General features: G+C 71.4%; 20 protein-coding genes. 6 read left to right on the plus strand and 14 right to left on the minus strand.

Going from position 1 to position 22681, the window contains the following annotated elements:
- The first annotated feature begins 31 nt into the window (after positions 1–31).
- Both OHA86_RS09065 and OHA86_RS09070 read left to right on the plus strand, forming a co-directional pair.
- A complete protein-coding gene (locus OHA86_RS09065) occupies positions 32–2212 on the plus strand; it encodes a RecQ family ATP-dependent DNA helicase (RefSeq protein ID WP_329173983.1) in 2181 nt (726 codons plus the stop codon).
- A gap of 193 nt (positions 2213–2405) precedes the next feature.
- Positions 2406–2996, plus strand: coding sequence for a hypothetical protein (locus tag OHA86_RS09070; RefSeq protein ID WP_329173984.1), 591 nt, complete (start codon positions 2406–2408; stop codon positions 2994–2996).
- Positions 2997–3031: 35 nt separating this feature from the next.
- On the opposite strand, the gene OHA86_RS09075 is transcribed toward OHA86_RS09070, so the two are convergent.
- The 6 genes from OHA86_RS09075 to OHA86_RS09100 form a co-directional block, all read right to left on the minus strand.
- On the minus strand, positions 3032–3712 hold the full coding sequence (locus OHA86_RS09075; RefSeq protein WP_329173986.1) for a hypothetical protein: 681 nt from the start codon (positions 3710–3712) through the stop codon (positions 3032–3034).
- Positions 3713–3766: 54 nt separating this feature from the next.
- Positions 3767–4459: a ribonuclease HII gene (locus OHA86_RS09080; RefSeq protein WP_329173988.1), complete on the minus strand. Its 693-nt coding sequence runs from the start codon at positions 4457–4459 to the stop codon at positions 3767–3769.
- Positions 4460–4507: 48 nt separating this feature from the next.
- Entirely contained in the window at positions 4508–5413 is a 906-nt protein-coding gene (locus OHA86_RS09085) for an ADP-ribosylglycohydrolase family protein (RefSeq protein ID WP_329173990.1), read from the minus strand.
- A gap of 56 nt (positions 5414–5469) precedes the next feature.
- Positions 5470–6132: a histidine phosphatase family protein gene (locus OHA86_RS09090; RefSeq protein WP_329173991.1), complete on the minus strand. Its 663-nt coding sequence runs from the start codon at positions 6130–6132 to the stop codon at positions 5470–5472.
- Between the two features lie 92 nt (positions 6133–6224).
- Complete coding sequence (locus tag OHA86_RS09095; RefSeq protein ID WP_329173993.1) at positions 6225–6533, minus strand: SDR family NAD(P)-dependent oxidoreductase; 309 nt, start codon at positions 6531–6533, stop codon at positions 6225–6227.
- Entirely contained in the window at positions 6530–7261 is a 732-nt protein-coding gene (locus OHA86_RS09100; RefSeq protein WP_329173996.1) for an SDR family oxidoreductase, read from the minus strand. The genes OHA86_RS09095 and OHA86_RS09100 overlap by 4 nt, the downstream gene beginning before the upstream one ends.
- A gap of 72 nt (positions 7262–7333) precedes the next feature.
- Between OHA86_RS09100 and OHA86_RS09105 the strand changes: the two genes are divergently transcribed.
- Positions 7334–7993, plus strand: a complete 660-nt coding sequence (locus OHA86_RS09105; RefSeq protein WP_329173998.1) for a TetR/AcrR family transcriptional regulator — start codon at positions 7334–7336, stop codon at positions 7991–7993.
- A gap of 14 nt (positions 7994–8007) precedes the next feature.
- On the opposite strand, the gene OHA86_RS09110 is transcribed toward OHA86_RS09105, so the two are convergent.
- The 3 genes from OHA86_RS09110 to nrdR all read right to left on the minus strand — a co-directional run bounded on the left by OHA86_RS09110 (position 8008) and on the right by nrdR (position 12307).
- Positions 8008–8613, minus strand: a complete 606-nt coding sequence (locus OHA86_RS09110; RefSeq protein ID WP_329174000.1) for a YdbC family protein — start codon at positions 8611–8613, stop codon at positions 8008–8010.
- A gap of 185 nt (positions 8614–8798) precedes the next feature.
- Positions 8799–11678, minus strand: coding sequence for a vitamin B12-dependent ribonucleotide reductase (locus OHA86_RS09115; RefSeq protein WP_329174002.1), 2880 nt, complete (start codon positions 11676–11678; stop codon positions 8799–8801).
- Positions 11679–11794: 116 nt separating this feature from the next.
- Complete coding sequence (nrdR, locus tag OHA86_RS09120; RefSeq protein ID WP_329174004.1) at positions 11795–12307, minus strand: transcriptional regulator NrdR; 513 nt, start codon at positions 12305–12307, stop codon at positions 11795–11797.
- A 536-nt stretch (positions 12308–12843) separates the two neighbouring features.
- Here nrdR and lexA point away from each other — a divergent pair.
- Positions 12844–13623 (plus strand): transcriptional repressor LexA, encoded by a 780-nt coding sequence (gene lexA, locus OHA86_RS09125; protein ID WP_205044819.1) that lies wholly within the window; start codon positions 12844–12846, stop codon positions 13621–13623.
- A 70-nt stretch (positions 13624–13693) separates the two neighbouring features.
- Here lexA and OHA86_RS09130 read toward each other — a convergent pair whose 3' ends face one another.
- Positions 13694–15664 carry an ATP-dependent DNA helicase gene (locus OHA86_RS09130; protein WP_329174008.1) on the minus strand — a complete coding sequence of 657 codons (1971 nt, stop codon included), beginning with the start codon at positions 15662–15664 and terminating at the stop codon, positions 13694–13696.
- Positions 15665–15805: 141 nt separating this feature from the next.
- Between OHA86_RS09130 and OHA86_RS09135 the strand changes: the two genes are divergently transcribed.
- Together OHA86_RS09135 and OHA86_RS09140 are read left to right on the plus strand one after the other, a co-directional pair.
- Positions 15806–16315, plus strand: a complete 510-nt coding sequence (locus tag OHA86_RS09135; RefSeq protein ID WP_329174010.1) for an FHA domain-containing protein — start codon at positions 15806–15808, stop codon at positions 16313–16315.
- Positions 16316–16326: 11 nt separating this feature from the next.
- A complete protein-coding gene (locus tag OHA86_RS09140) occupies positions 16327–17520 on the plus strand; it encodes a serine/threonine-protein kinase (protein WP_329174011.1) in 1194 nt (397 codons plus the stop codon).
- Here OHA86_RS09140 and OHA86_RS09145 read toward each other — a convergent pair.
- The 4 genes from OHA86_RS09145 to OHA86_RS09160 all read right to left on the minus strand — a co-directional run bounded on the left by OHA86_RS09145 (position 17504) and on the right by OHA86_RS09160 (position 22641).
- Positions 17504–18145, minus strand: coding sequence for an FHA domain-containing protein (locus tag OHA86_RS09145; protein WP_329174013.1), 642 nt, complete (start codon positions 18143–18145; stop codon positions 17504–17506). The genes OHA86_RS09140 and OHA86_RS09145 overlap by 17 nt on opposite strands.
- Before the next feature lie 75 nt (positions 18146–18220).
- Entirely contained in the window at positions 18221–19984 is a 1764-nt protein-coding gene (locus OHA86_RS09150) for an IucA/IucC family protein (protein WP_329174015.1), read from the minus strand.
- Between the two features lie 62 nt (positions 19985–20046).
- A complete protein-coding gene (locus OHA86_RS09155; protein WP_329174016.1) occupies positions 20047–20757 on the minus strand; it encodes a GNAT family N-acetyltransferase in 711 nt (236 codons plus the stop codon).
- A gap of 30 nt (positions 20758–20787) precedes the next feature.
- Positions 20788–22641: an IucA/IucC family protein gene (locus tag OHA86_RS09160; protein ID WP_329174017.1), complete on the minus strand. Its 1854-nt coding sequence runs from the start codon at positions 22639–22641 to the stop codon at positions 20788–20790.
- Positions 22642–22681 lie beyond the last annotated feature (40 nt).

A 22681-nucleotide genomic window follows, 5' to 3' on the forward strand; every position in this document is an offset into this window, starting at 1 on the left:
TTCTGTCGGTGGTGTCCTGTTGCATGGAGGCATGACTGAAACGACCACCGAACTGCGTGCCGCCGCCGACACCATCCTGAGCCGGCTCGTCGGTGCGGAACCGGGCGCCGCGCGGCTGCGCGAGGACCAGTGGCACGCCGTCGAAGCGCTGGTCGCACACGCGCGCAGGACGCTGGTGGTGCAGCGCACCGGCTGGGGCAAGTCGGCGGTGTACTTCGTGGCCACCGCGCTGCTGCGCGAGCGCGGCGCCGGTCCCACCGTGATCGTCTCGCCGCTGCTCGCGCTGATGCGAAACCAGGTCGAGGCGGCCGCCCGGGCCGGAATCACGGCCCGCACGATCAACTCGTCCAATGCCGAGGAGTGGGGCGGGATCGAGGCGGAGGTGGCGGCGGGCGAGGTGGACGTCCTGCTCGTCAGCCCTGAACGGCTCAACAATCCCGACTTCCGGGATCAGGTGCTGCCCAAGCTCGCGGCGACGACCGGCCTGCTGGTCGTGGACGAGGCGCACTGCATCTCCGACTGGGGACACGACTTCCGTCCCGACTACCGGCGGCTGCGCACCATGCTCTCCGACCTCCCGCCGGGAGTGCCCGTGCTGGCGACCACGGCGACCGCCAACGCCCGGGTGACCGCGGACGTCGCGGAGCAGCTCGGCACCGGCATGGCAGGCTCGGACGACGAAGGCACCCTTGTCCTGCGCGGGCCGCTCGACCGCGAGAGCCTGTCACTCGGTGTGCTGCGGCTGCCCGACGCGGCGCACCGGCTGGCCTGGCTCGCCGACCACCTCGACACCCTCCCGGGCTCGGGGATCATTTACACCTTGACGGTGGCCGCCGCCGACGAGATCACCGCCTTCCTGCGGCAGCGCGGCTACCCGGTGGCCGCCTATTCCGGCCGGACCGAGAACGCCGACCGGCAGGCGGCCGAGGCGGATCTGCTCGCCAACCGGGTCAAGGCACTGGTGGCGACCTCCGCTCTCGGCATGGGATTCGACAAGCCGGACCTCGGCTTCGTCATCCATGTCGGGTCACCCTCGTCCCCGATCGCGTACTACCAGCAGGTCGGCCGCGCGGGCCGCGGTGTCGACCACGCCGAGGTCCTGCTCCTCCCGGGCCGGGAGGACGAGTCGATCTGGCGGTATTTCGCCTCGCTGGCGTTTCCGCCGGAGGAGCAGGTCCGCCGCACGCTGGCCGTGCTCGATGAGGCCGACCGGCCGCTGTCGGTGCCCGCGCTGGAGACCCGGGTCGATCTGCGCCGCTCGCGGCTGGAGATCATGCTCAAGGTGCTCGACGTCGACGGCGCGGTCCGCCGGGTGCGCGGCGGATGGACTGCCACCGGCCAGCCATGGGCGTACGACACCGAGCGGTACGCCTGGGTCGCGCGCCAGCGTGAGGCCGAGCAGCAGGCGATGCGCGACTACGCGGGAAGCACCGCGTGCCGGATGGAATTCCTGCGCCGCCAGCTCGACGACGACCAGGCCGAGCCGTGCGGACGCTGCGACAACTGCGCAGGGGCGCGCTTTCCCGTGGAGGTCTCCGCCGCAGCACTCGACTTCGCACGCCGCGCGCTGGGCCGTCCCGGTGTGGAGTTGGAGCCGCGCAAGATGTGGCCGACGGGCCTTGAGGCGATCGGCGTCTCCCTCAAGGGCCGCATTCCGGCAGGAGAGCAGGCGTCGACCGGGCGGGCGCTGGGCCGGTTGTCCGACATCGGCTGGGGCAACCGGCTGCGGCCGCTGTTCGCCGACGGGGCGGCGGACCGGCCCGTATCGTCCGAGGCGGTGGAGGCCGTGGTGCAGGTCCTCTCCGACTGGGCCAGGGGCCCGGGCGGTTGGGCCAGCGGTGAACCGGACGCACCGGCCCGGCCGGTCGGCGTGGTCGCGGTCGCCTCGCGCGGCCACGGCGTGCTGGTGGAGACCCTCAGCGCCCGCATCGCGGAGGTCGGCCGGATGCCACTGCTCGGCAGGGCCGAGTACGCGCAGGACGCGGATCCCGGCGGGGTGCCGCGCAGCAACAGCGCCCAGCGCGTGCGGGCACTGCACGCAGCATTCGTGCTGCCGCCGGAATTGATTGAAGCTGTGAAGGCGGCGTCCGGCCCTGTGCTGCTGGTCGATGATTTCTCGGACACCGGCTGGACACTGGCTGTCACCGCCCGCCTGTTGCGCCGGGCCGGCGCGACGGCGGTGTTCCCGCTGGTCCTGGCCGTGCGGGGGTGAGGGATCCGGGGGCCGGGCCGGGGCCGGGATCTATCCGACGGAGGGGACCATTCCGGTCGCGAACGCCAATTGCCCGTTGCCGCGGGGCAGTACGCGGGGAAGAATTGGAGGCGGATCCCCGAACGGCTCTCCGAGCCCCCTGACCGGCGCACGCCCGCGGCCGGTCCGCGGGTGTATCCGTGAAGGGAGGACCGTGACCATCGGCTTCGTTCCGGAGACGTCCTCCGCCACCACCTCCCCCGCGTCGCGCACCCTGGAGCCGGCCGAGTGGACCGACATCGGCATTCCGCTGCTGGCGAGCCCGCGCGAGGTGGTCAAGGACCTGCACACGAGGCATCTGCCGTCACCGTCCACCGCGGTGATCGCGGTGTACGACCCGGACGGCCGGATCCGGGCCAGCGCCTCGTTCGCCGGCCGCAGCGGTGTCGTGGACGGCTGGGAACGCCGCAATGCGCTGCTGTCCCATCTGCGCCGTGTCATTCCGCATGACCTGCGCCTGCGCACGCCGGTGCGCACCGCGGTACTGATGATCTGCCGCGACGGGGTGCCGGGTTGGACCGCGGAGGACGGCGCCTGGATGTGGGGACTGCGCGACGCCTGCACCCTGCACGGTCTGCGCTGCGGCTCGTACGTGACGCTCACCGGCGACGGCTGGCACGTCATCGGTGAGAACCGCGCCGGGCGTACGCCGAACGCCAACTCGTGGTCGCGCGCCCGGACCGACCAGGCGCCCGCGGTCGCCAGCGGCACACCGCAGACACTGCGTCACGTGTCCGCGCGCTGAGCGTCCCCGGGCGGATTCCGTCCGCCCGGGGACGCTCAGGCGCTGGCGCCGAGCGCGCTGTTGATACGTGCCGGGTCGCCGCAGACGATCAGCAGAACACCGGCCCGGGCCAGCGCGGTGGCCAGCGCCCGCGGCAGCGTGTCGTCGTTGCCGCCGTTGAGCGCCACGACCACCACCGGCCGGCCGGTGGCACGCGGGGCGGCGATGTCGGCGTAGAAGACGTCGTCGGCGGCGGCGTGCTGGGCCCAGTAGGACGGTTCGCCGAAGCTGAGTTCATGGATCGCCCACGGATGCTGCTCGCCGGTGGTCAGCACCAGGATCTCGCCGGGGGCACGGCCGGTGTCGAGCAGCAGGTCGACGGCCTCCTCCGCCGCGTCGAGTGCTCCCTCGACCGGGGCCGGGATGAGCTGGATCTGTGCGGATCCGGTGGAGGACGGGCGCTGCGCGGGCACCTCCGCGCCCTTCGGCGCGGCAGCAGCCGGAGCCGGCTGGGTCGCAGCCGTCGGACCGGTGGTGTCGCTCGGGCGGCTGCTTCCGGCGTGGCCGGACGGCGAGCCGACGGCGGCGACGGCCCTCGGCGGTGCCGGCCGTGGCGCGGCGGGCCGGGGCGGGCCTGGGACAGGACGGGGGGTCGACGCACTCCGGCCGCTGGTCGGAGCAGTGCGGGGACCCGGGACGCTCTCGTGAATCTGAGGCTCCTCGGGGGTGAGAGGCATGAGTTGATGTCTATCAAATGCGCACCGAATGCGCAGCGGGGGGTGGGGGCTGGATCAGAAATCGAAACCGAGTTGTTCCCCTGAGTCGTCCGGATTGCGAACCTTCTTCAGGTGCTGCCAGCGCGGCAGCGCGTCCAGGTACGACCACGACATCCTGTGCAGCGGCGTCGGACCCAGTTCCTCAAGTGCGGAGCGGTGGACGGGCGAGGGATAGCCGGCGTTGTCGCCGAACGCGAACGGGGCGTAGTCCGCGCCGAGTTCGGCCATCTCGGCGTCGCGCCGCACCTTGGCGATGACGGAGGCAGCGGCGACAGACACGCACGACTGGTCGCCCTTGATCACCGTCCTGACCTGCCACGGCCCTCCGGCGCCCAGGTAGTTGTGCTTGCCGTCGAGGATGACCGCCTCCGGCGGCTCGGGCAGTCCTTCGAGGGCACGCAGCGCAGCGAGCCGCAGGGCGGCCGTCATGCCCAGTCCGTCGATCTCCTCGGGCGACGCCTGGCCGAGCGCGTAGGACGTCACCCAGCCGGTGAGTACGGCCGCCAGGCGGGTGCGGCGCTTGGGGGTGATCAGCTTGGAGTCGGTGAGGCCTTCCGGCGCACGGCGCAGGCCTGTGACGGCGGCGCAGACGGTGACCGGTCCGGCCCAGGCGCCGCGCCCCACCTCGTCGATGCCTGCGACGGTCTTCACGCCGAGTGTGGCGCGCATCGAGCGCTCGACGCTGTGTGTGGGTGGTTGGTACGCCATGGCGGGCACCAGCCTACTCGCCGTTCCGCCGCGCCTTCCACGGGCCGATCAGGACATCACGGCCCAGTCCGGCAGCGCTTCGGTCCGCCTGGTCCATGCCGCCGGCGGCTCGCCGCCCGGCCGTGCGGCGACGATGCCGCCGACGATCGCGCAGGTCGTGTCGACGTCGCCGCCCGCCTTCGCGGTGGTCCAGAACGCCTGCTCGTAGGCCCCGAGGTGGCGCGCCGCCGACCACAGGGCGAACGGAACGGTGTCGTGGGCGCTCGTACGCCGGCCGCAGCCCAGCACCGCTGCCACCGTGCCGACGTCGGCGTAGTCGAGCATGTCGCGGGCCCGGCGGACGCCGGCCTGCACGGCGCTGCGCGGCACGACATCGAGGACCGCACCGAGCAGATCGGACGGGTCCTGCGGCCCCGCGGGGTCGGCGGCGAGCGCCGCTGCGGCGGCCACTGCCATCGCACCGGCGACCGCTTCCCGGTGCTGGTGCGTGGTGTACGCCGAGATCTCGGCCTGGTGGGCTGCCTGGACAGGGTCGCCCGCGTACCAGGCGCCGAGCGGAGCGACCCGCATCGCGGCGCCGTTGCCCCACGATCCCTGCCCGTTGAAGAGCCCCGCCGCCAGTTCCCGCCAGTCGGCACCTTCCTGGCGGATCAGCCGGAGCATGCGGTTGACGGCAGGACCGTAGCCGCGGTCGAAGTCGTGGTGCTCGGCGAAGGACACGGCGAGCGCGTCCTGGTCGATACGGCCGTGCGCGGCGAGTACGGCGAGCACCGAGCAGGCCATTTCGGTGTCGTCGGTCCACTGCCACGTGCCCGGCGGCAGTTCACCGTTCTGGAGTCCGGAGTAGTGGGCCGGGACGAAGAACTGTGAGCCCAGGGCATCGCCCACGGCCAGGCCCTGGAGGCTGGTGAGGGCGCGGGAGATGCGTGCGGAGTGGGTGGTGTGAGCCGTCATGACGTCGGAAACTCTGACATCGTGCCTGTTCCGGGTCAATCTCCTTGTGCCGAAACTCACCCGTCGCCGCCACCGGGCGGACCCGGTGTGCGCCACCGTTCGAACGGCCGGTCCAGGGTGTACTGGCCCGACGCCCCGAGCAGCAGGGTGCGCGTCTCGGCGTTGTCCGGGTTGGACAGGGCCTCGAACTCCTCCACCGTCCAGTGGAACCAGCGCATGCAGAACAGCCGCATGGTGAGCCCGTGGGTGACCATCAGGACGTTCGGCGGGAAGTCCTCCTTGTCGAAGGCGCGGTAGAGGGTTTCCAGGAACGCTCCGACCCGGTCGTAGACGTCCGCGCCGCTCTCCCCCATCGCGAAGCGGTAGAAGAAGTGGCCGTACGCGTCCCGCGCCTTGCGCTGCCGCTGGATGTCCTCGATGTCCTGCCAGTTGCCCCAGTCCTGCTCCCTGAGCCGCGGTTCCTCCTTGGCCCTGATCAGGCGAGGATCCAGACCGAGCGCACGGTAGGTGTGCCAGGTGCGCCGGTACGGAGACACGAACGCCTGGACCCGTTCGTCGCCGAACAGCTCACGCAGCCCCTCGCCGGCCTGTGCGGCCTGGCGGACGCCGGCGGCGGTGAGTTCCAGGGCGTGGTCCGGCACCCGCTCGTAAATGGTGTCATCCCTGTTGCCCTGGGACTGGCCGTGCCGGATGAGCACGATGCGGCGAGGACGTCCCATGACGATCAGCCTATGGTGCGACCGGAACGCCGGCTCGGCGGGGCCACCGGGCGGACCGCTGCGGATTCAGCGCCCGGCCGCGGCCGGCCCGGCTATGAGGTCCTCCGACAATTGCCGGAGCTTTCGCCGGGCCCCGGTGTCGTACGCCTGCCGGTCGGCGCACGCCTCGGTGAGGCCGTCCGGTCGGCCTCGGGCAGCCGGGCGAGGTCGGCGAGCAGCGCCTCCGCGCGGTCCTCGCCGGTGGCCTCCCGCACCGCGCGGCACACGTCCTCCGCGCGGTCCGCGTCCCGGCCGTGGACGAGGATCCGGTCGCCGGCCTCGGCGAGGCGCAGGGCAAGCCAGCGGCCCATTCCGTCGGTGGAACCGGTGATCAGTATGGTCCGCCGACCCGGCGCGGTCACAGCGCGGCCGGCCGCAGGCGCGACCCCCCGTCGACCGGGAGCACCACTCCGGTGGTGAAGGTCGCGCCGATCAGGTAACCGATCGCGCCGGCGATGTCCTCCGGGCGTCCCACCCGCCCCGCGGGCGCGGTCGAGGCGAAATTGTCGAAGGCCTGCCGCCGGGCCTCGGCGTCCATCCAGTCCCACCACGGCGTGTCGATGATGCCGGGCGAGACGGCGTTGACCCGTATCGGCGCCAATTCGACAGCGAGGACCGGGACCATCGCCTCGACCGCGGCATTGACCGCGGCGAGCCCAGCGGTGCCGGGGCGCGCCGAGCCGGCGGATCCCGCGGTGACGAAGGTGATCGAGCCGCCGGGGCGGAGCGCCTTGAGGGCGGCCTGCGCGGCAATGGTCTGGGCGACCAGCTTGCCTTCCGCCGCGGCCCGCAGATCGGCTATCGGCAGGGCGCCGAAGGGACCTGCGGCGGTGCTGCCGGTGACGGCCACCACCACGTGGTCGACCGGGCCGAGGCCGGCGAAGAAGTCATGGGTGGCGCCCTCGTCCAGGGCGTCCAGCGACACGCCGGAGGCGCCCTCTCCGAGCCGCGCGAGAGCGGCATCCAGCCTGGCCTTGTCCCGACCGGTGACGATCACTTCGCGTCCGGCCCGCAGCTGCTCCTCCGCGGTGGCCAGGCCGATTCCCGATGTGCCACCGATGACGACGGCACGTTCTGTCGATGCGGGCATTGCGCTCTCCATTTACGAGACATGCTGACTCGTTAACCATAAGCGAGACACGCTGTCTTGTAAAGTGACCTCATGGACGAGACACCCGTACGTGGCAGACCCCGCAGCGAGACAGCCAGACGCGCCGTGCTCGACGCGGCGCTGGCACTGTGCCAGAGCGGCGGCTATCAGGCGCTGACGATGAAGGGCATCGCGGAGACCGCGGGGGTCGGTCGTCAGACGGTGTACCGCTGGTGGCCCGCGAAACAGGACGTGCTGATCGACGCCCTGCGCGATCTGGCGCTGCGCAAGGCGGAGCATCTGGACCCCGAGACCGGCGACACGCTGCGCGACGTACGTACGCTGCTCGACGCCACCTTCACGCTCACCACCGCGCTCACGGGCAATGCGCTGGTGGGGCTGATGGCCGAGGCCCAGCACGACCCGGCGCTGTCGCAGCGCCTGCAGGCCACCGTCATCGGTCCACGGCGCCAGGCTCTCCGCCTGCTGCTGGCCCGCGGCGTGGAGGACGGCGCGCTCTCGGAGGAGGCGGTGCCGCTCGACCTCGCGGTCGACTTCGCCTTCGGCACCATGTGGTATCGGCTGATCAGCCGGCACGCCCCGGTGGACAGCGGGCTGGCGGAGCAGATGACCACGGCGCTGGCGACCTTGCTACGGCCGGGCGCCGCCCTGGCCGTGCCGTTCGCGGGCGTCGCCGACGCGCTGGCGGACCGGCCCGGCGGAGCCGCGTGAGCGGGCCGGCGCCCTCACACGGTCCACGCCTGCACCACGTCGACCACGTCACCCGCCACGGACACCACATCGCCGTCGAGGTCCGCCCGGTCCGAGAGCCGGGCCACCGCTCCCTCGCGGTATTTGCCGCGCTCCGTGGCGGTATCCCACGCCGACAGCACCAGGAAGTCGCTCTCCGTGCTCTCCGCGAAGACGCCGCGCAGCATGCCGGGTGAACCGGCCATCGCGGGGTTCCAGACGCGTTCCTGCATCTGGACGAAGTGGTCGATGCGTTCCGGGCGCACCTTGCACAGCGCCACCCGGAGCAGGTCGGTGTCGGAGAAGCGCGGCTCGAAGCCGACCTTCACATCCAGCCTGCGGGTGAACATCCGGACCGCGAGCATCTCGAACATGCCTGTCTGCGTGGCCGCCATGGCGTCGTGCGACCCCGCCATGAAGGCGTCGTAGGACGCCTGCCCGTCCCAGAAGGCGAAGAGATGAGCCACGCCAGGTTGCGAGCGGCTCCAGCCGCCGGCCTGGCCGTGGAATCCCGGCTGCTCCCTGAGCGCAGCCCACCGGCGCTGCCCCCGGTCGAAGCCGGCCCGGTCCAGGACGCCGCAGCGTATCCACTTCACCAACACCGCGCCATCGTAGTGGCGCGAAGGCCGGAGATCGTCCCGTCTGCGACGGAGATCTCCGCCGGGCGCCGGGTTCCGGCCGTCGCGCAGGTCCCCTAAAGGCGACGCACGCAGCGGCGGGGAGCCGGCCAGAGGCCCGGGCTCCCCGCCGCTGTCGCATACCGATCAGACGATCAGCGGACCGGCGGTCAGCTGCACCCGCTAGTGGAGCCGCAGCCCTCGCACAGGTAGCAGCTGCCGGCGCGGCGCATCTTGGTGCCGCAGGAGAAGCACAGCGGGGCGTCGGCGTTGAGGCCGAGCTGGATCTCCAGCAGCTCCGTGGAATTGTGCGCTTCCTTGGGCGCCGGAGTGGCCGCCGGTGGCTTGGCCACGGTCAGCGGCGCACGGGATTCGACCTGCCGCGGCGCGGACTGGGCGAGCCCCTCCACGTCGACGTCGTCCTCGCCCGCCTCGTACGAACCCGTGTCCAGGTGTCGCTGCCGCTCGTCGGCGGAGTGGATGCCGAGGGCGGAGCGGGTCTCGAACGGCAGGAAGTCCAGCGCGAGGCGGCGGAAGATGTAGTCGACGATCGACTGCGCCATCCGTACGTCCGGGTCGTCGGTGAGTCCGGCCGGCTCGAAGCGCATGTTCGTGAACTTCGAGACGTAGGTCTCCAGCGGGACCCCGTACTGCATGCCGACGGACACCGCGATGGAGAAGGCGTCCATCATGCCCGCGAGGGTGGACCCCTGCTTGGACATCTTCAGGAAGACCTCGCCCAGACCGTCGTCGGGGTAGGAATTCGCCGTCATGTAGCCCTCGGCGCCGCCGACGGTGAAGGACGTGGTGATGCCGGGACGGCCCTTGGGCAGCCGCTTGCGCACCGGGCGGTACTCGACGACCTTCTCGACCTGCGCGGGCGCCTGTGCCGCCTTCTCGGCCGCCGTGTCGCCCTTCTTCTTGGCCGAGAGCGGCTGGCCGACCTTGCAGTTGTCGCGGTAGATCGCCAGCGCCTTCAGGCCGAGCTTCCAGCCCTCGTAGTAGACCTCTTCGACCTCCTCGACGGTGGCCGACTCCGGCAGGTTCACCGTCTTGGAAATGGCACCCGACAGGAACGGCTGGGCCGCGGCCATCATGCGCACGTGGCCCATGGCCGAGATCGCCCGCTCGCCCATGGCGCAGTCGAAGACCCCGTAGTGCTCGTGCTTGAGGCCGGGCGCGTCGATCACATTGCCGTGCTCGGCGATGTGGGCGACGATCGCCTCGATCTGCTCGGGCTGGTAGCCGAGCCTGCGCAGCGCGGTGGGGACCGTGTTGTTCACGATCTGCATCGAGCCGCCGCCGACGAGCTTCTTGAACTTCACCAGGGCCAGGTCAGGTTCGACACCCGTGGTGTCGCAGTCCATCATCAGGCCGATCGTGCCGGTCGGCGCGAGCACCGACGCCTGGGCGTTGCGGAACCCGTTCTTCTCGCCGAGCCGGACGACGTCCTGCCAGGCCTCGGTCGCCGCGGCCCATACCGGGGTGTCCAGGTCGTCGACCCTGCGCGCGGCGCCATTGGCGTCGGCGTGCTGCTTCATGACGCGCTTGTGGGCGTCGGCATTGCGGGCGTAGCCGTCGTAGGCGCCGACGACCGCCGCCAGTTCCGCCGACCGTTTGTAGGACGTTCCGGTCATCAGCGAGGTGATCGCCCCCGCCAGGCCCCGGCCGCCGTCGGAGTCGTACGCGTGGCCCGTCGCCATGAGCAGGGCGCCGAGGTTGGCGTATCCGATGCCCAGCTGGCGGAAGGCGCGGGTGGTCTCGCCGATCTTCTCGGTGGGGAAGTCGGCGAAGGAGATCGAGATGTCCATCGCGGTGATGACCAGCTCGACGACCTTCGCGAAACGCTCCGCGTCGAAGGACTGGGCGCCGTTGCCGTCGTCGCGCAGGAACTTGAGCAGGTTCAGCGACGCCAGGTTGCAGCTGGAATTGTCCAGGTGCATGTACTCGCTGCACGGGTTCGAGGCGGTGATCCGGCCGGTCTCCGGCGAGGTGTGCCAGTGGTTGATCGTGTCGTCGTACTGAATGCCGGGATCGGCGCACGCCCAGGCGGCCTCGGCGAGCTTGCGGAACAGCGACCGCGCGTCGACCTCTTCGATGACCTCGCCGGTCATCCTGGCGCGCAGGCCGAATGCGGCGGCCGACTCGTACGCCTTCATGAACTCGTCGTTCACGCGCACCGAGTTGTTGGCGTTCTGGTACTGGACGGACGTGATGTCGTCGCCGCCCAGGTCCATGTCGAAGCCCGCGTCACGCAGTGCGCGGATCTTCTCCTCCTCCTTCACCTTGGTCTCGATGAAGGCCTCGACGTCCGGGTGGTCGACGTCCAGGACGACCATCTTGGCGGCGCGGCGGGTGGCACCGCCCGACTTGATGGTGCCCGCGGAGGCGTCGGCGCCGCGCATGAAGGAGACCGGCCCCGAGGCGTTGCCGCCGGAGGAGAGGAGTTCCTTGGAGGAGCGGATACGGGACAGGTTCAGGCCGGCGCCCGAGCCGCCCTTGAAGATCATGCCCTCTTCCTTGTACCAGTCGAGGATCGACTCCATGGAGTCGTCGACGGACAGGATGAAGCACGCGGAGACCTGCTGGGGCTGCGCGGTGCCCACGTTGAACCAGACCGGCGAGTTGAAGCTGAACACCTGGTGCAGCAGTGCGTAGGTCAGCTCGTGCTCGAAGATCTCGGCCTCGTCGGGGCTGCCGAAGTAGCCGTGCTTCTCGCCCGCCGCACGGTAGGTGAGCACCACCCGGTCGATCAGCTGCTTCAGGCTGTTCTCGCGCTGCGGGCTGCCCACCGCGCCGCGGAAGTACTTGCTGGTGACGATGTTGACCGCGTTCACCGACCAGAAGTCGGGGAACTCGACGCCACGCTGCTCGAAGTTGATCGAACCGTCGCGCCAGTTGGTCATGACGACGTCACGGTGCTCCCAGACCACCTCGTCGTACGGATGCACGCCGGGGGTGGTGTGGATGCGCTCCATGCGCAGACCCTTGCTCGTCTTGGACCCCTTGGTGCGGGAACCGCGTGCCGGGCCGCTCGTCGTCTCTGTCATTCCGCCTCCCTGTATGGGCGAAAACGCCCTGATGTGCGCGGATCTTCCCGCAGCACGATGTGTCCATGGCCTCGGCACGCGTCGCGTCCGGGCAAAATCTGTGTCCTGCGCGCCGCTCAGTCGGCGGCGGATGCGGACGCGGGGACACCGAGGTCCTCGTCGAGTCCGCCAGGAGTGGTGGGCGGCAGCTGCTCGCGCAGCTCCGTGATGGCCCGCTCGAAGTCCTCCAGCGAGTCGAACGCGCGGTAGACCGAGGCGAACCGCAGATACGCGACGAGGTCGAGGTCCTGGAGCGGACCGAGTATGGCCAGTCCGACGTCGTGGGTCGACAGCTCCGCACTGCCGGTGGCCCTGACCGCCTCCTCGACCCGCTGCCCGAGCTGGGCGAGGGCGTCCTCGGTGACGGGGCGGCCCTGGCACGCCTTGCGCACCCCGGCGATCACCTTGCTGCGGCTGAACGGTTCCGTCACGCCGCTGCGCTTGATCACCATCAGTGACGCGGTCTCCACGGTCGTGAACCGGCGACCGCAGTCGGGGCACTGGCGGCGCCGGCGGATCGAGGCGCCGTCATCGGTGGTACGGCTGTCGACGACACGGCTGTCGGGGTGTCGGCAGAAGGGGCAGTGCATCGTTCCTACTCCCTCCCTCACTCCATGGTGAGCGCGCGACAAAGAGGCCTGCGCGGCGTCGTACGACCCCGGCGAGCAGCCTCAAGCATAGGTGACTCCCCCGGCGTTGAATGCGCCGGGTCCCCGGCCGGAACACAACCGGTGGGGGCCGGGTCCTATCCAACCACTAGATGTGGTGCGGCGGAACCAACCGACGCGCTGAGCGTGTCACACGTCGCGGACACGCACGACCGCGCCCGCCCATACCGCGGCGCGCGTCCGGGCGGCGGTGACACACTGGGGCCCGGCGCCGCCGGAGCGTCACGCGGCACGCTCCGCGGACCGGGCCCGGCCGACGGCTGCACATTCGGCGATCGAACTTCCATTCGATCAATACACCCGGTACCTTGATCACGTCAGCGGATTTATGCAAATTCACTCGAACGTGTGTTTGGCGCAACCTTTCGAAACCCACTACCGTTGTACTAACTGCCCGCGGCTGCGAAGCGGGCCTCCCGCACTTCATGCGGTGGGAGAACATCTCGAAAGGGGCCGCCGTGACCACCGCCGCAGAGAGCGCCACAGCGACATTGACCGCACATGACCGCTCCCCGGATCGAATCGGCCCGTTGGACGTGATGAACGAAGAGAACAGTCCGAAGCCCGCGCGCTCGCTTCCCGGACGGCCCCCGGGTATTCGCGCCGACAGCTCCGGCCTCACCGAACGCCAGCGCAGGGTCATCGAAGTCATCAGGGATTCGGTACAGCGCCGCGGATACCCCCCGTCCATGCGTGAAATCGGCCAGGCGGTGGGGCTGTCCAGTACGTCCTCGGTCGCCCATCAGCTGATGGCACTCGAGCGAAAGGGATTCCTGCGCCGCGACCCGCACCGGCCGCGGGCGTACGAGGTGCGCGCCTCGGACGCCGGGCATCCCCAGCCGACCGACACCTCGGGCAAGCCGTCCGCGTCCTATGTGCCGCTCGTCGGGCGGATCGCCGCGGGCGGACCGATCCTCGCCGAGGAATCGGTCGAGGACGTCTTCCCGCTGCCCCGCCAGCTCGTGGGTGACGGCGAGCTGTTCGTGCTCAAGGTGGTCGGCGACTCGATGATCGAGGCAGCCATCTGCGACGGGGACTGGGTCACCGTCCGCCGCCAGCCGGTCGCCGAGAACGGCGACATCGTCGCCGCCATGCTCGACGGCGAAGCCACGGTGAAGCGCTTCAAGCGGGACAACGGGCATGTATGGCTGCTGCCGCACAATGCCGCCTACCAGCCCATCCCCGGCGACGAGGCCACCATCCTCGGCAAGGTGGTGGCGGTGCTGCGCAGGGTCTGACGCGCGGGTCCTCCGAGCGCCCCGGAAACCGTACGACGGTTCCGGGGCGGACTCGTTGCGCCCCCGCCGCTCAGACCTTCGCCGCCGAGTCGATCGCGGCCAGCGAGCGCCGCACCTGGTTGCGATCCGTGGTGTACCAGAGGTCGGGCATGGACGACCGCAGGAAGCCGCCGTAGCGGGCGGTCGCGAGGCGCGGGTCGAGTACGGCGACCACACCGCGGTCCCCTGACGCCCTGATCAGCCGGCCCGCGCCCTGCGCCATCAGCAGCGCCGCGTGGGTGGCGGCGACCGCCATGAAGCCATTGCCGCCGTGCTCCTCGACCGACTTCTGCCGGGCACTCATCAGCGGGTCGTCGGGCCGCGGGAAGGGAATCCGGTCCATCACCACCAACTGGCAGTTCACACCGGGCACATCCACGCCCTGCCACAGCGAGAGAGTGCCGAAAAGGCACGTCATGGCGTCCTGCGAGAACGTACGGATCAGCTCCCCCAGTGTCTCCTCGCCCTGCAGCAGCACCGGGTGGTCCAGCCGGTCGCGCATCGCCTCCGCGGCCGTCTGGGCGCCGCGCATCGAGGAGAACAGCCCGAGCGTACGGCCGCCCGCCGCCTCGATCAGTTCGGCGAGCTCGTCCAGCATGTCCTCCCGGCCGGCGTCCCTGCCGGGCGGCGACAGGTGCCTGGCCACGTAGAGGATGCCCTGCTTGCGGTAGTCGAAGGGCGATCCGACGTCGATGCCCTTCCACGGCGCCACGTCCTCGCCCGCGGTGCCCTCGGCGGCCAGGCCGAGTGAGGCCGCCACGCCGTTGAAGTCGCCGCCGAGTTTGAGTGTGGCCGAGGTGAGAACGACGGAGCGCTCGGTGAACAGCTTCTCGCGCAGCAGTCCCGACACATTGAGCGGGGCGATCCGCAGGGAGGCCCCGAAACGGTCGTGGCGCTCGCACCAGACCACGTCGTATTCCGAGACCGACACCAGTCTCTCGCACACCTCGTGCACGTGCTCGACCGCGGCGAGGGCCTGCTTGCGCACCGCGTCCTCGTCCTGCACCGACTTGTCACGGGTGTCGCCGAGGGCAGTGATCACCTGGCGGCAGGCGTCCCGCAGCGCGGCGAGGACGTAGACGAGGTCCTCGGGGATCTCCTCGAGGCGCCCGGGCAGGGCCAGCTCCATCACCCGCTCGAAGCCTTCCGAGGCGCTCAGCAGGGCGTCCGCGGCCTTCTCGTTGACCAGCCGGGCGGCGCGCTTCACCGCGCGGTTCACGCTGCCCGCGGTCAGCTCCCCGGTCGCCACGCCGGTGACGCGGGAGACCAGTTCGTGCCCCTCGTCGATGATCAGCACTTCGTGGCCGGGCAGGACGGGGGTGCCCTCGATCGCGTCGATCGCGAGCAGCGCGTGATTGGTGACCACGACATCGGCGAGTTTGGCGCGCTCGCGCGCGGCTTCCGCGAAGCACTCCGCGCCATAGGCGCACTTGGTGGCGCCCAGGCACTCGCGCGAGCTGACCGACACCTGGCCCCAGGCGCGGTCGGACACGCCGGGGGTGAGGCCGTCACGGTCGCCGGTCTCCGTCTCGTCGGCCCAGTCCCGCATGCGCAGCAGGTCCTGGCCGAGCTTGCTGGTCGGCGCCGCGGCCTCGAAGGGATCGAACAGGCCCTCTTCGTCGTCCTGCGGTACGCCTTCGTGCAGGCGGTGCAGGCACAGGTAGTTGGAGCGGCCCTTGAGCATGGCGAACTGCGGCTGGCGGCGCAGCAGCGGCTGCAGCGCGGCGACCGTGCGGGGCAGGTCGCGCTCCACGAGCTGGCGCTGGAGCGCGAGGGTGGCGGTGGCCACCACCACCCGCTCTCCGTGGGCGAGCGCGGGCACGAGATACCCGAGGGATTTGCCGGTGCCGGTGCCCGCCTGGACGAGCAGATGGGAATTGTCGTCCACGGCGGCGGCGACGGCCTCGGCCATGGTGACCTGACCGGCCCGCTCCACGCCTCCGACGGCGGTGACGGCGGCGTGCAGGAGGTCGGTGAGCGCGGGTGGGGGCGTGTCAGTCATAGGAAGGCAAGCCTACGGCCAGCCACCGACAGCGCCGCTCCGCTGCGCCATCGCCGGTCGTCTCCGGGACCGCTCCCGTCGTCCGGTGCTAGCTTCGCCGGCCGGCCGGGCACCGCGCTGCCGCGCCGCCGCAAGGACCGCGTGCTGTGCCCGACGCACGGCGTGCAGCTCACCGACACCGGGCCGCTGTGCCCCCACGCCCAGGTCAAGGTGGTCATGGACGGCACCGTGCGCGGCCGCTTCATGGTGACAAAGGGCGCCCCGGTGGCAGTGGGCCGCGCACCGGCCGACGGCGGCGTGGCGCTCGGCGCGTGGATCGACGAGAGCGCCGTGGAGTCCGTGAGCCGTACCCATGTGCTGCTGGCCTACGACGGCGGCGCGCTGACCGTGCTGGACGAGCGCAGCGCCAACGGCACCCGCGTACGGCGCCGCCTTCCCGGCGGCGACACCACTGTGCCGCTGGAGCGCAGCGTCGCCCGCAGGCTGCGCAAGGGCGACTCCGTCGTCCTGCACGACCGCCTGGAACTCCTGCGCAGCGGACGCCGATTCGTCTTCGAGACCGACCCGGCGGACGGTACGGTCGCACAGCGGGAAGGCGGCGCGGCAGCGGGACCCACGATGATGCAACTGCCGCTGCACGACATCGAGTGAACGGGGTTCTCGTGGCGACGGACGTCGGTGCCGGTACGGTCCTGAGCGGCCGCTACCGGCTGGAGGAGCTGCTGGGCGGCGGCGGGTTCGGGCAGGTCTACGCGGCGGTCGACCAGGGCCTGGGGCGGCGGGTCGCGGTGAAGGTGCTGACGCTGCGCGCCGAGTGGGCGGACGCCGAACGCAGCGAGCGTCAGGGGCGCTTCCGCCGGGAGGCGGTCGCCGCCGCCGCGCTGAGCCACCCCAATGTGGCGACGATCCACGACGCGGGCGAGCACGAGGGACGGCCGTTCATCGTCATGGAGCTGCTGTCCGGCACCGACTTCCGCAATGTCCTGCTGGACCGCGGCGGCCTGCCGGTGCCGGACGTCCTGGCCTATGGCGCGCAGATCTGCGCCGGATTGCAGCACGCCCATGAGCGGGGTCTCGTGCACCGCGACATCAAACCCGAGAATCTGATGCTGCTCCCGGACGGCGTCGTCAAGATCTGCGACTTCGGGCTGGTCGCCCCGCAGGACCCGAATGTCACGCGGTACACCGAGCCGCAGGCGCTGCTGGGATCGCCGCCGTATTTCACACCGGAACAGGCGCAGGGCGGCGAGGTCACCGCCCAGTCGGACCTGTATTCGCTGGGCTGCGTCCTCTACGCCATGCTCGCCGAGGGGCCGCCCTTCACCGCGGGCAATTACATCGGCTACGCCTATCTCCACGTGCACGAGGAGCCCGAGCCGATTGTGAACCGGCGCCCCGAGGTGCCCCTGGAGTTGGCCCGGCTGGTGCACCAGCTGCTCGCCAAGGCTCCGCGGGACCGCCCGGCCAGCGCCGCCGCGGTGGCCGAGCTGCTGCGCGGACTGATGCGGCCGGCGGCACTGCGGCGGACGCCGACCGCCCTGGACCGCGGCGCCCGGCACCTGGTGTGGACGCTGCTCGAGGAGGGCGAGGCGCTGCTCGCCGCAGGCCGCTTCCACGACGCGGACGACCGCTACTGGCAGGCACGGCAGCAGATCCTGCGCCAGGGCGCGGACAACGAAGCCGCGTCCTTTGCCGCGCTTTTCGGACGGGTGCGGGCGCTCGAGGGTCTGAACGGCATCGAAACGACCCGCCGTCAGCTGGAGGAGCTGGCCGGCAATGCCGCGCGGGCGCTCGGCGCCGACCACCCGCTCGCCCGGTGCGCCGCCGCCTATGCGTCGGTCAGGGCAGCACACTGACATTGACGTCGGCGGCGAGCCGGAAGGTGTCCCCCGGTCTCAGGGGCGCTGTGTCGTTCGCCGCGAGCCGGTAGCCCCGCACATAGGTGCCGTTGGTGGATCCCTCGTCGGTGATCCATGCCGCGCCGTCGGCGTCGGCCCCCACCTTCGCGTGAATCCGCGACAGATTGTCGCGGTCGGCGAGGAAGGTGACAGCCGGGCACAGCTGCGGGTCCCTGCCGAGCCGGATCGAGTAGCCGGGTGCCACCTCGACGATCTGGCCGCCGGGGAAGTGCAGTCGCAGCGCGTGGACGGGCACATCCCTGCGGGTCCGCGCGGGCCTGGGCAGGGAGCCGGGGATCACGTTGATGACCCGGGTGTATTCGGACTCCGCACCGGGGTGTCCAGGATCTGCGTGGGCCTGCCCGGCTCCCGGCGTGTCGGGTCCACTCACCGCCGGCTGCGGCGCGCCGGGCCGGGACAGCCGTTCGGTCGCGGCCGTGGAGGAGAGCGGCGGTTCTGCCGCCGCGTGCACCGACGCCATCAGTGCGAACGGCACGAAGCAGCCCTGGCACACCAGTTGGCCGGCGAAGGAGCCCGGCGTGCCGCATTCCGGGCAGGATCCGACGCCCGTTTCCTCGCGCATCCGCCCCCATCCCTCCGCGGTACGACCGGTGCCGCGATCGTATCGGCTGGGCAGCGGCCGCGGTGCGGCCCGCGGTCAGACCGCGTGCAAGGGGTTGGGCACGGTGCCATGGACCGCGGCGTGGGGCCGCTCGGCCCGGTCGCGGTAGCCGTCGAGGTGCAGCCGGTTGCGGTTGAGGCACAGGCGCGCGATGCGCGGCGTGAGCAGATCGAAACTGGCGAAACGTTCCTTGAGATGGGGGAACCTCTTCTGGTGGCGGACGATCTCGTCGCGGACCAGGCCCCAGAAGTCGGCCTCCGGCACCCCCAGCTGGTCCTCGCACAGGGGCGCCAGATACCGCAGTACGCCCACGAAGAGGCCCGAGTGGATGAACTGGGTGAGGAATCCGGGGGCCTCGGTCAGCAGTACCGCCCGGACATCGTGCGGCATCGTGTCGTGCTCGGGCAGTGCTTCGGCGCTGACATTGACGTCGTCGACGAAGTCCTTGACCGCGAGCCGCACCGGGAGGTCGTGCTCGTCGAAGATGACGATGGCGTTCTCGCCGTGCGGGGAGAAGACCGTGCCGTAGCGGTAGAGGAAGTGCAGCAGGGGCGGCAGCAGGGCGCCGAAGAGGTGCCGCAGCCACGTTGCAGGGGTGACGCCGGAACGCGCGACGAGCTCTGCGGTGAAGGAGCGGCCGTCCGGGTCGGTGTGCAGCAGCGCGGCCAGCGTACGCGCGCGCTCCCCGGGTCCGAGATGCGCGGCCAGCGGCTCGCGCCAGATACAGCCGAGCAGTTCGCGGTATTGGTACGGGACGGTCGGCAGCCGGTCGTACTGCGGGTGCGCCACGGTCACCGAGGCGACCTCGCCGAGCAGGATCACCCTGGTCTCGTCACGCAGAAACGGATCTTCTGCACGCAGTCGCTCGACCCACGCGGTGACGGCCGGGGCGGCGAGGGTGCGTTCGGTGGGCAGGCCCCGCCACACCAGGGTGTTGAGCACCGACAGCGGCAGTTTGACCGTACGGCGCTGCGGGCGGCTGGTATTGAGGAAGGTCCGGATGGACTGCTGGGGCAGCCTGAGGTCGTTGTCGGTGCCGAGGGCGATGATGGACCCGTCGGCGACAGCGGGCGCGAAGAGCGGCAGGACCACGTTGTCCCACTGCCAGGGGTGCACGGGCAGCAGCAGGTAGTCGGCCGGGGCGCGGTCACGGCCGGCGATGGTGCGGTGAAAGGCGTCCAGCGTGACGGGCGGGATCTCGTCCGCGTAGAGCAGATCGGGGGTGGCGAGCGTGTCGACACCGCGGTATCGCGCCAGGCTGTGGTGCACGGCGATCCACGGCAGCCGGTGGTGTCTGCGGGCTTCGGGCGCCCAGTGGGCCGCGTCGGCGTCGGAGAATCCGATACGCCCCTTGTTGGCGACCAGCCAGGGGTGTCCGGTCTGGTGCCCTTCCAGCTCCGCGTAGCCCAGGTCGGCCAGGTCGGCGGCGCGCAGCGCGCCCGCGTCGAGCCGCAGGTCGGCGCGCAGCGTGGCGAGTATTTCGCGGATGAGGTGGCCGGTCGTGTCACCGCTCAGCCCGAGCACGCCGTCGTGGGCGTGGCTGAGGAAGTGCAGCGGATCGCCGTTCGGGCCGATGCTCGCGGGATCCACCCGCCAGCTGCCGTACGCGCCCCTGCGCGCGCGGAAGCGGTAGGTGAGTGTGTCGCTGAGCCGCAGGCGGTACGCCGTCGCGCCCGCCGCGGGGTCCGGTTCCGGGACGATCACCTCCTCGTAGGCGAATTCGGCGAGCAGCTTCGCCAGGAGGCGCCGGGCCGCGCGCTGCCAGGCGGCGGAGTCGGAGGAAGGGGGTGTGGTGATCACGGTGGACTCCTGCGGAGGACCTGGGGGTGCAGGCGGGTGGAAAGGGGGCCGGAGACGGCTGGTCAGAGCAGATGGCGCAAGGAGCGGTCGCGGATCATGAGGGCGGCGCGCTTGCCCGGGACGTCGGCTTCGGCGGACAGCCGGAAACCGGCGGCGAGGAAGGCCGCCACGGAGCAGGTGTTGCGGAGGTCGGGTTCCGCGACCACCCGGCAGCAGCCGGGCCGGTGCTCCAGGATCAGGTCGGCGACCGCCCTGATGAGGGTGCTGCCGAGCCCGCGGCCGCGGTCGGCCGCTCCTCCGATGAGCAGATGGACGCCGGTGTCCTGCGGCCTGGCCGGGTAGTGCCGGGCCAGCGGGTCGAGGTCGGCGCGGTAGATCTCCCAGTAGCTCATCGGGGTGCCGTGGAGCAGGCCGAGGCAGGGGATGCTGCGGCCGTCGCCATCGAGTTGCGCGTCCAGGTGCCGTCCGGTCACCGCGGGCTCGCCGGCCAGCTCCCAGAACTGCGCGACCGCCGGGTCGTTCATCCAGCCGGTGACGAGGGCGAGGTCGCGCTCCGCGTCGACCGGCACGAGGCGAAACGGTCCGGCAGGTGTGTCGGCCGGGGCCCATCGCGCGATGTCTCCGACCAGGCAGTGGTCGGGGTCGGCGCGCCCGGGCCGGGAGCCGGGGGCGCTCCTGCCGTACGGGGCGTCGGGAGGGGCGAAGAGCGCGAGGAATTCCGGTGGCAGCGTCAGGTCGAGGGTGTCGTCGGTGCCGGGGTCGGCGGGTGCCAAGATGACTCCTCCTCTTCTGCGCGGCGCCTGTCAGACGGCCAGCGGATTGGCGATGGTGACGTAGACCGACTGGGTGTCGACCGGGCCGACGAGTTCGTCCATCCCGTGCAGCCGGGTCAGCAGGTTGGCCTTGCAGCGCAGTTCCGTGCTGTGCAGCAGCAGCCCCGGCAGGCTGCTGCTGCCGCTCTGGGCCGCCCCGGCCAGGAAGCGGCGGAAGGCGGCGAGCAGCACCCGCTCATCGGCCAGTTGCTGCGACCCGAACGCACCGATCAGGCCGAAGACGTTGTTGATGCCGACGTAATAGGCGAAGCGTTCATCGACGACCTCGTCGGCGACGAAGGTGTCGCTGGCCGCTCCGACACCCGGCAGCCGCCGCTCCAGGTCGGCCCGGTGCGATGTGCGGTAGTAGTACCCCTGGTTGTCCCGGTAGCGTCCGCCGCAGGGCCAGCCGTCCGCGTCGAGCAGCACCAGGGTGTTCTGCTGGTGTGCTTCGAGTGCGATGCCGGTCTCGCCGTCCAGCCAGAGCAGTGGGCGGATCACGGCGTCGAGGTAGCGCAGGAACCACTCGGTGGCGACGGCCGGGGCCGGCCGGCCGGTGCGCTGGGCGAGCCGGCCGACCAGCACGGCCAGCCGGGACCTGAGGACGGGCGCCGCCCCGTCGGACGGCCAGGGGCGCGGTGAGGTCAGTCCCGCAATGCAGTGCACGGGGTCGCCCGGACCGAACGGATTGTGCCGGAGCACGACGTCGAGACCGGTGACCGGCTCGCCGTCCGCGGTGTCCACGGCAAGCCAGGCGGGGTCGCGCACGATGTCGAACCCGGGGTGGACGGCGCGCCATTGTGCTGCCAGCCCGCTGCGGAGCAGCCGGTGGACCTCGGTGCCGCGCAGCAGTTCCTTGCGCAGGTTCTCCCGCCGGGAGTTGGTGATGCGGACGCCCAGGGACAGCTTGAGCATCGCCGGTGCGTCGTGCCGGTAGACGGTGCGCACCGACGAGGTGGGGTGCCATGCGTCGCCGTACGGGCCGAGGTCGTGCAGCAGCCCGGCGTCGAAGAGGGCCTGCACGGCCGGCCGGTGCCGGATGTCGCGCGCCTGCCAGGGGTGCAACGGCAGCAGCGCGGTGCCTTCCGGCCGGGCAAGCCCGGGACCTGCCAAGGAGCTGATCAGGTCGACCGCCGCGGTCGGGCGTCCCCGGTCGGTCCAGGCGGAGTCGGTGGCGAGCAGCGCGGCGTCCACGGCGAGCCAGTGCAGCCGGAACGAGCCGCGTGTCTCGGGGGAATACACCGCGCTTTCGGCGTCGCTGAGCCCTTCGCGGCTCTTCGGCGCGGGGTGCATCGGATGCCCGAGGATCAGGGCCTGTTCCGAGTCGAGGAAGGGCAGTTCCGGGTCGGCGGGACCCGGCCGGCTGCGCCGGGCCGCGACGAAGGCGGCTGTGCGGCGCACCGAATCGGCCACTCGGGCGACCACGTCGGCGGCCTCCACAGGTGCACCGCCGACGTCCCTGACCAGCAGGGCGGACAGCTCGACGGCGGTCAGTGCGGGGCCGGTGAAGGTCGGGCGGACCGCGCCGAAGCAGTGGTGCCCGGTGGGCGACCAGTGGCGGACGGCCGCCCGGGCTTCGATACCGCTGGCCGGCAAAGCGATCCGCAGCACGCCGTCGGCGGGCCGCGGCAGCCCCCTTTCGCGCACCCAGCATCGGAGCAGGTTGTCGATCGCCGCCGCGTCGGCGACACCATAGGCGTCGGGATGCTGCATCGGGTCCAGGCCGACGCCGTCCGGCGCCTTGGGCTCGAACGCCCGGGCGGCCTGCGGAGGGCGCGGGCGCTGGAGCGGCACGCCGGTCAGGTCGGCGGCCGGGGACATGACGACTTCTGCGGGGGCGGTCATACGTGGGCTCCACTGGTCATTGCCACGGGTGTGCGGGGGA

It is taken from the genome of Streptomyces sp. NBC_01477 (genome assembly GCF_036227245.1).
Lineage (GTDB): Bacteria > Actinomycetota > Actinomycetes > Streptomycetales > Streptomycetaceae > Actinacidiphila.

Excerpts from the sequence above, each read along its gene's own strand:
- OHA86_RS09065 (WP_329173983.1), top strand. The coding sequence starts at position 32 with ATGACTGAAACGACCACCGAACTGCGTGCCGCCGCCGACACCATCCTG.
- OHA86_RS09145 (WP_329174013.1), bottom strand. The coding sequence starts at position 18,145 with ATGCGCGAGGAAACGGGCGTCGGATCCTGCCCGGAATGCGGCACGCCG.
- OHA86_RS09100 (WP_329173996.1), bottom strand. The coding sequence starts at position 7,261 with ATGCCCGCATCGACAGAACGTGCCGTCGTCATCGGTGGCACATCGGGA.
- OHA86_RS09160 (WP_329174017.1), bottom strand. The coding sequence starts at position 22,641 with ATGACCGCCCCCGCAGAAGTCGTCATGTCCCCGGCCGCCGACCTGACC.
- OHA86_RS09090 (WP_329173991.1), bottom strand. The coding sequence starts at position 6,132 with ATGGGACGTCCTCGCCGCATCGTGCTCATCCGGCACGGCCAGTCCCAG.
- OHA86_RS09105 (WP_329173998.1), top strand. The coding sequence starts at position 7,334 with ATGGACGAGACACCCGTACGTGGCAGACCCCGCAGCGAGACAGCCAGA.
- nrdR (WP_329174004.1), bottom strand. The coding sequence starts at position 12,307 with ATGCACTGCCCCTTCTGCCGACACCCCGACAGCCGTGTCGTCGACAGC.
- OHA86_RS09115 (WP_329174002.1), bottom strand. The coding sequence starts at position 11,678 with ATGACAGAGACGACGAGCGGCCCGGCACGCGGTTCCCGCACCAAGGGG.
- OHA86_RS09130 (WP_329174008.1), bottom strand. The coding sequence starts at position 15,664 with ATGACTGACACGCCCCCACCCGCGCTCACCGACCTCCTGCACGCCGCC.
- OHA86_RS09075 (WP_329173986.1), bottom strand. The coding sequence starts at position 3,712 with ATGCCTCTCACCCCCGAGGAGCCTCAGATTCACGAGAGCGTCCCGGGT.
- OHA86_RS09085 (WP_329173990.1), bottom strand. The coding sequence starts at position 5,413 with ATGACGGCTCACACCACCCACTCCGCACGCATCTCCCGCGCCCTCACC.
- OHA86_RS09080 (WP_329173988.1), bottom strand. The coding sequence starts at position 4,459 with ATGGCGTACCAACCACCCACACACAGCGTCGAGCGCTCGATGCGCGCC.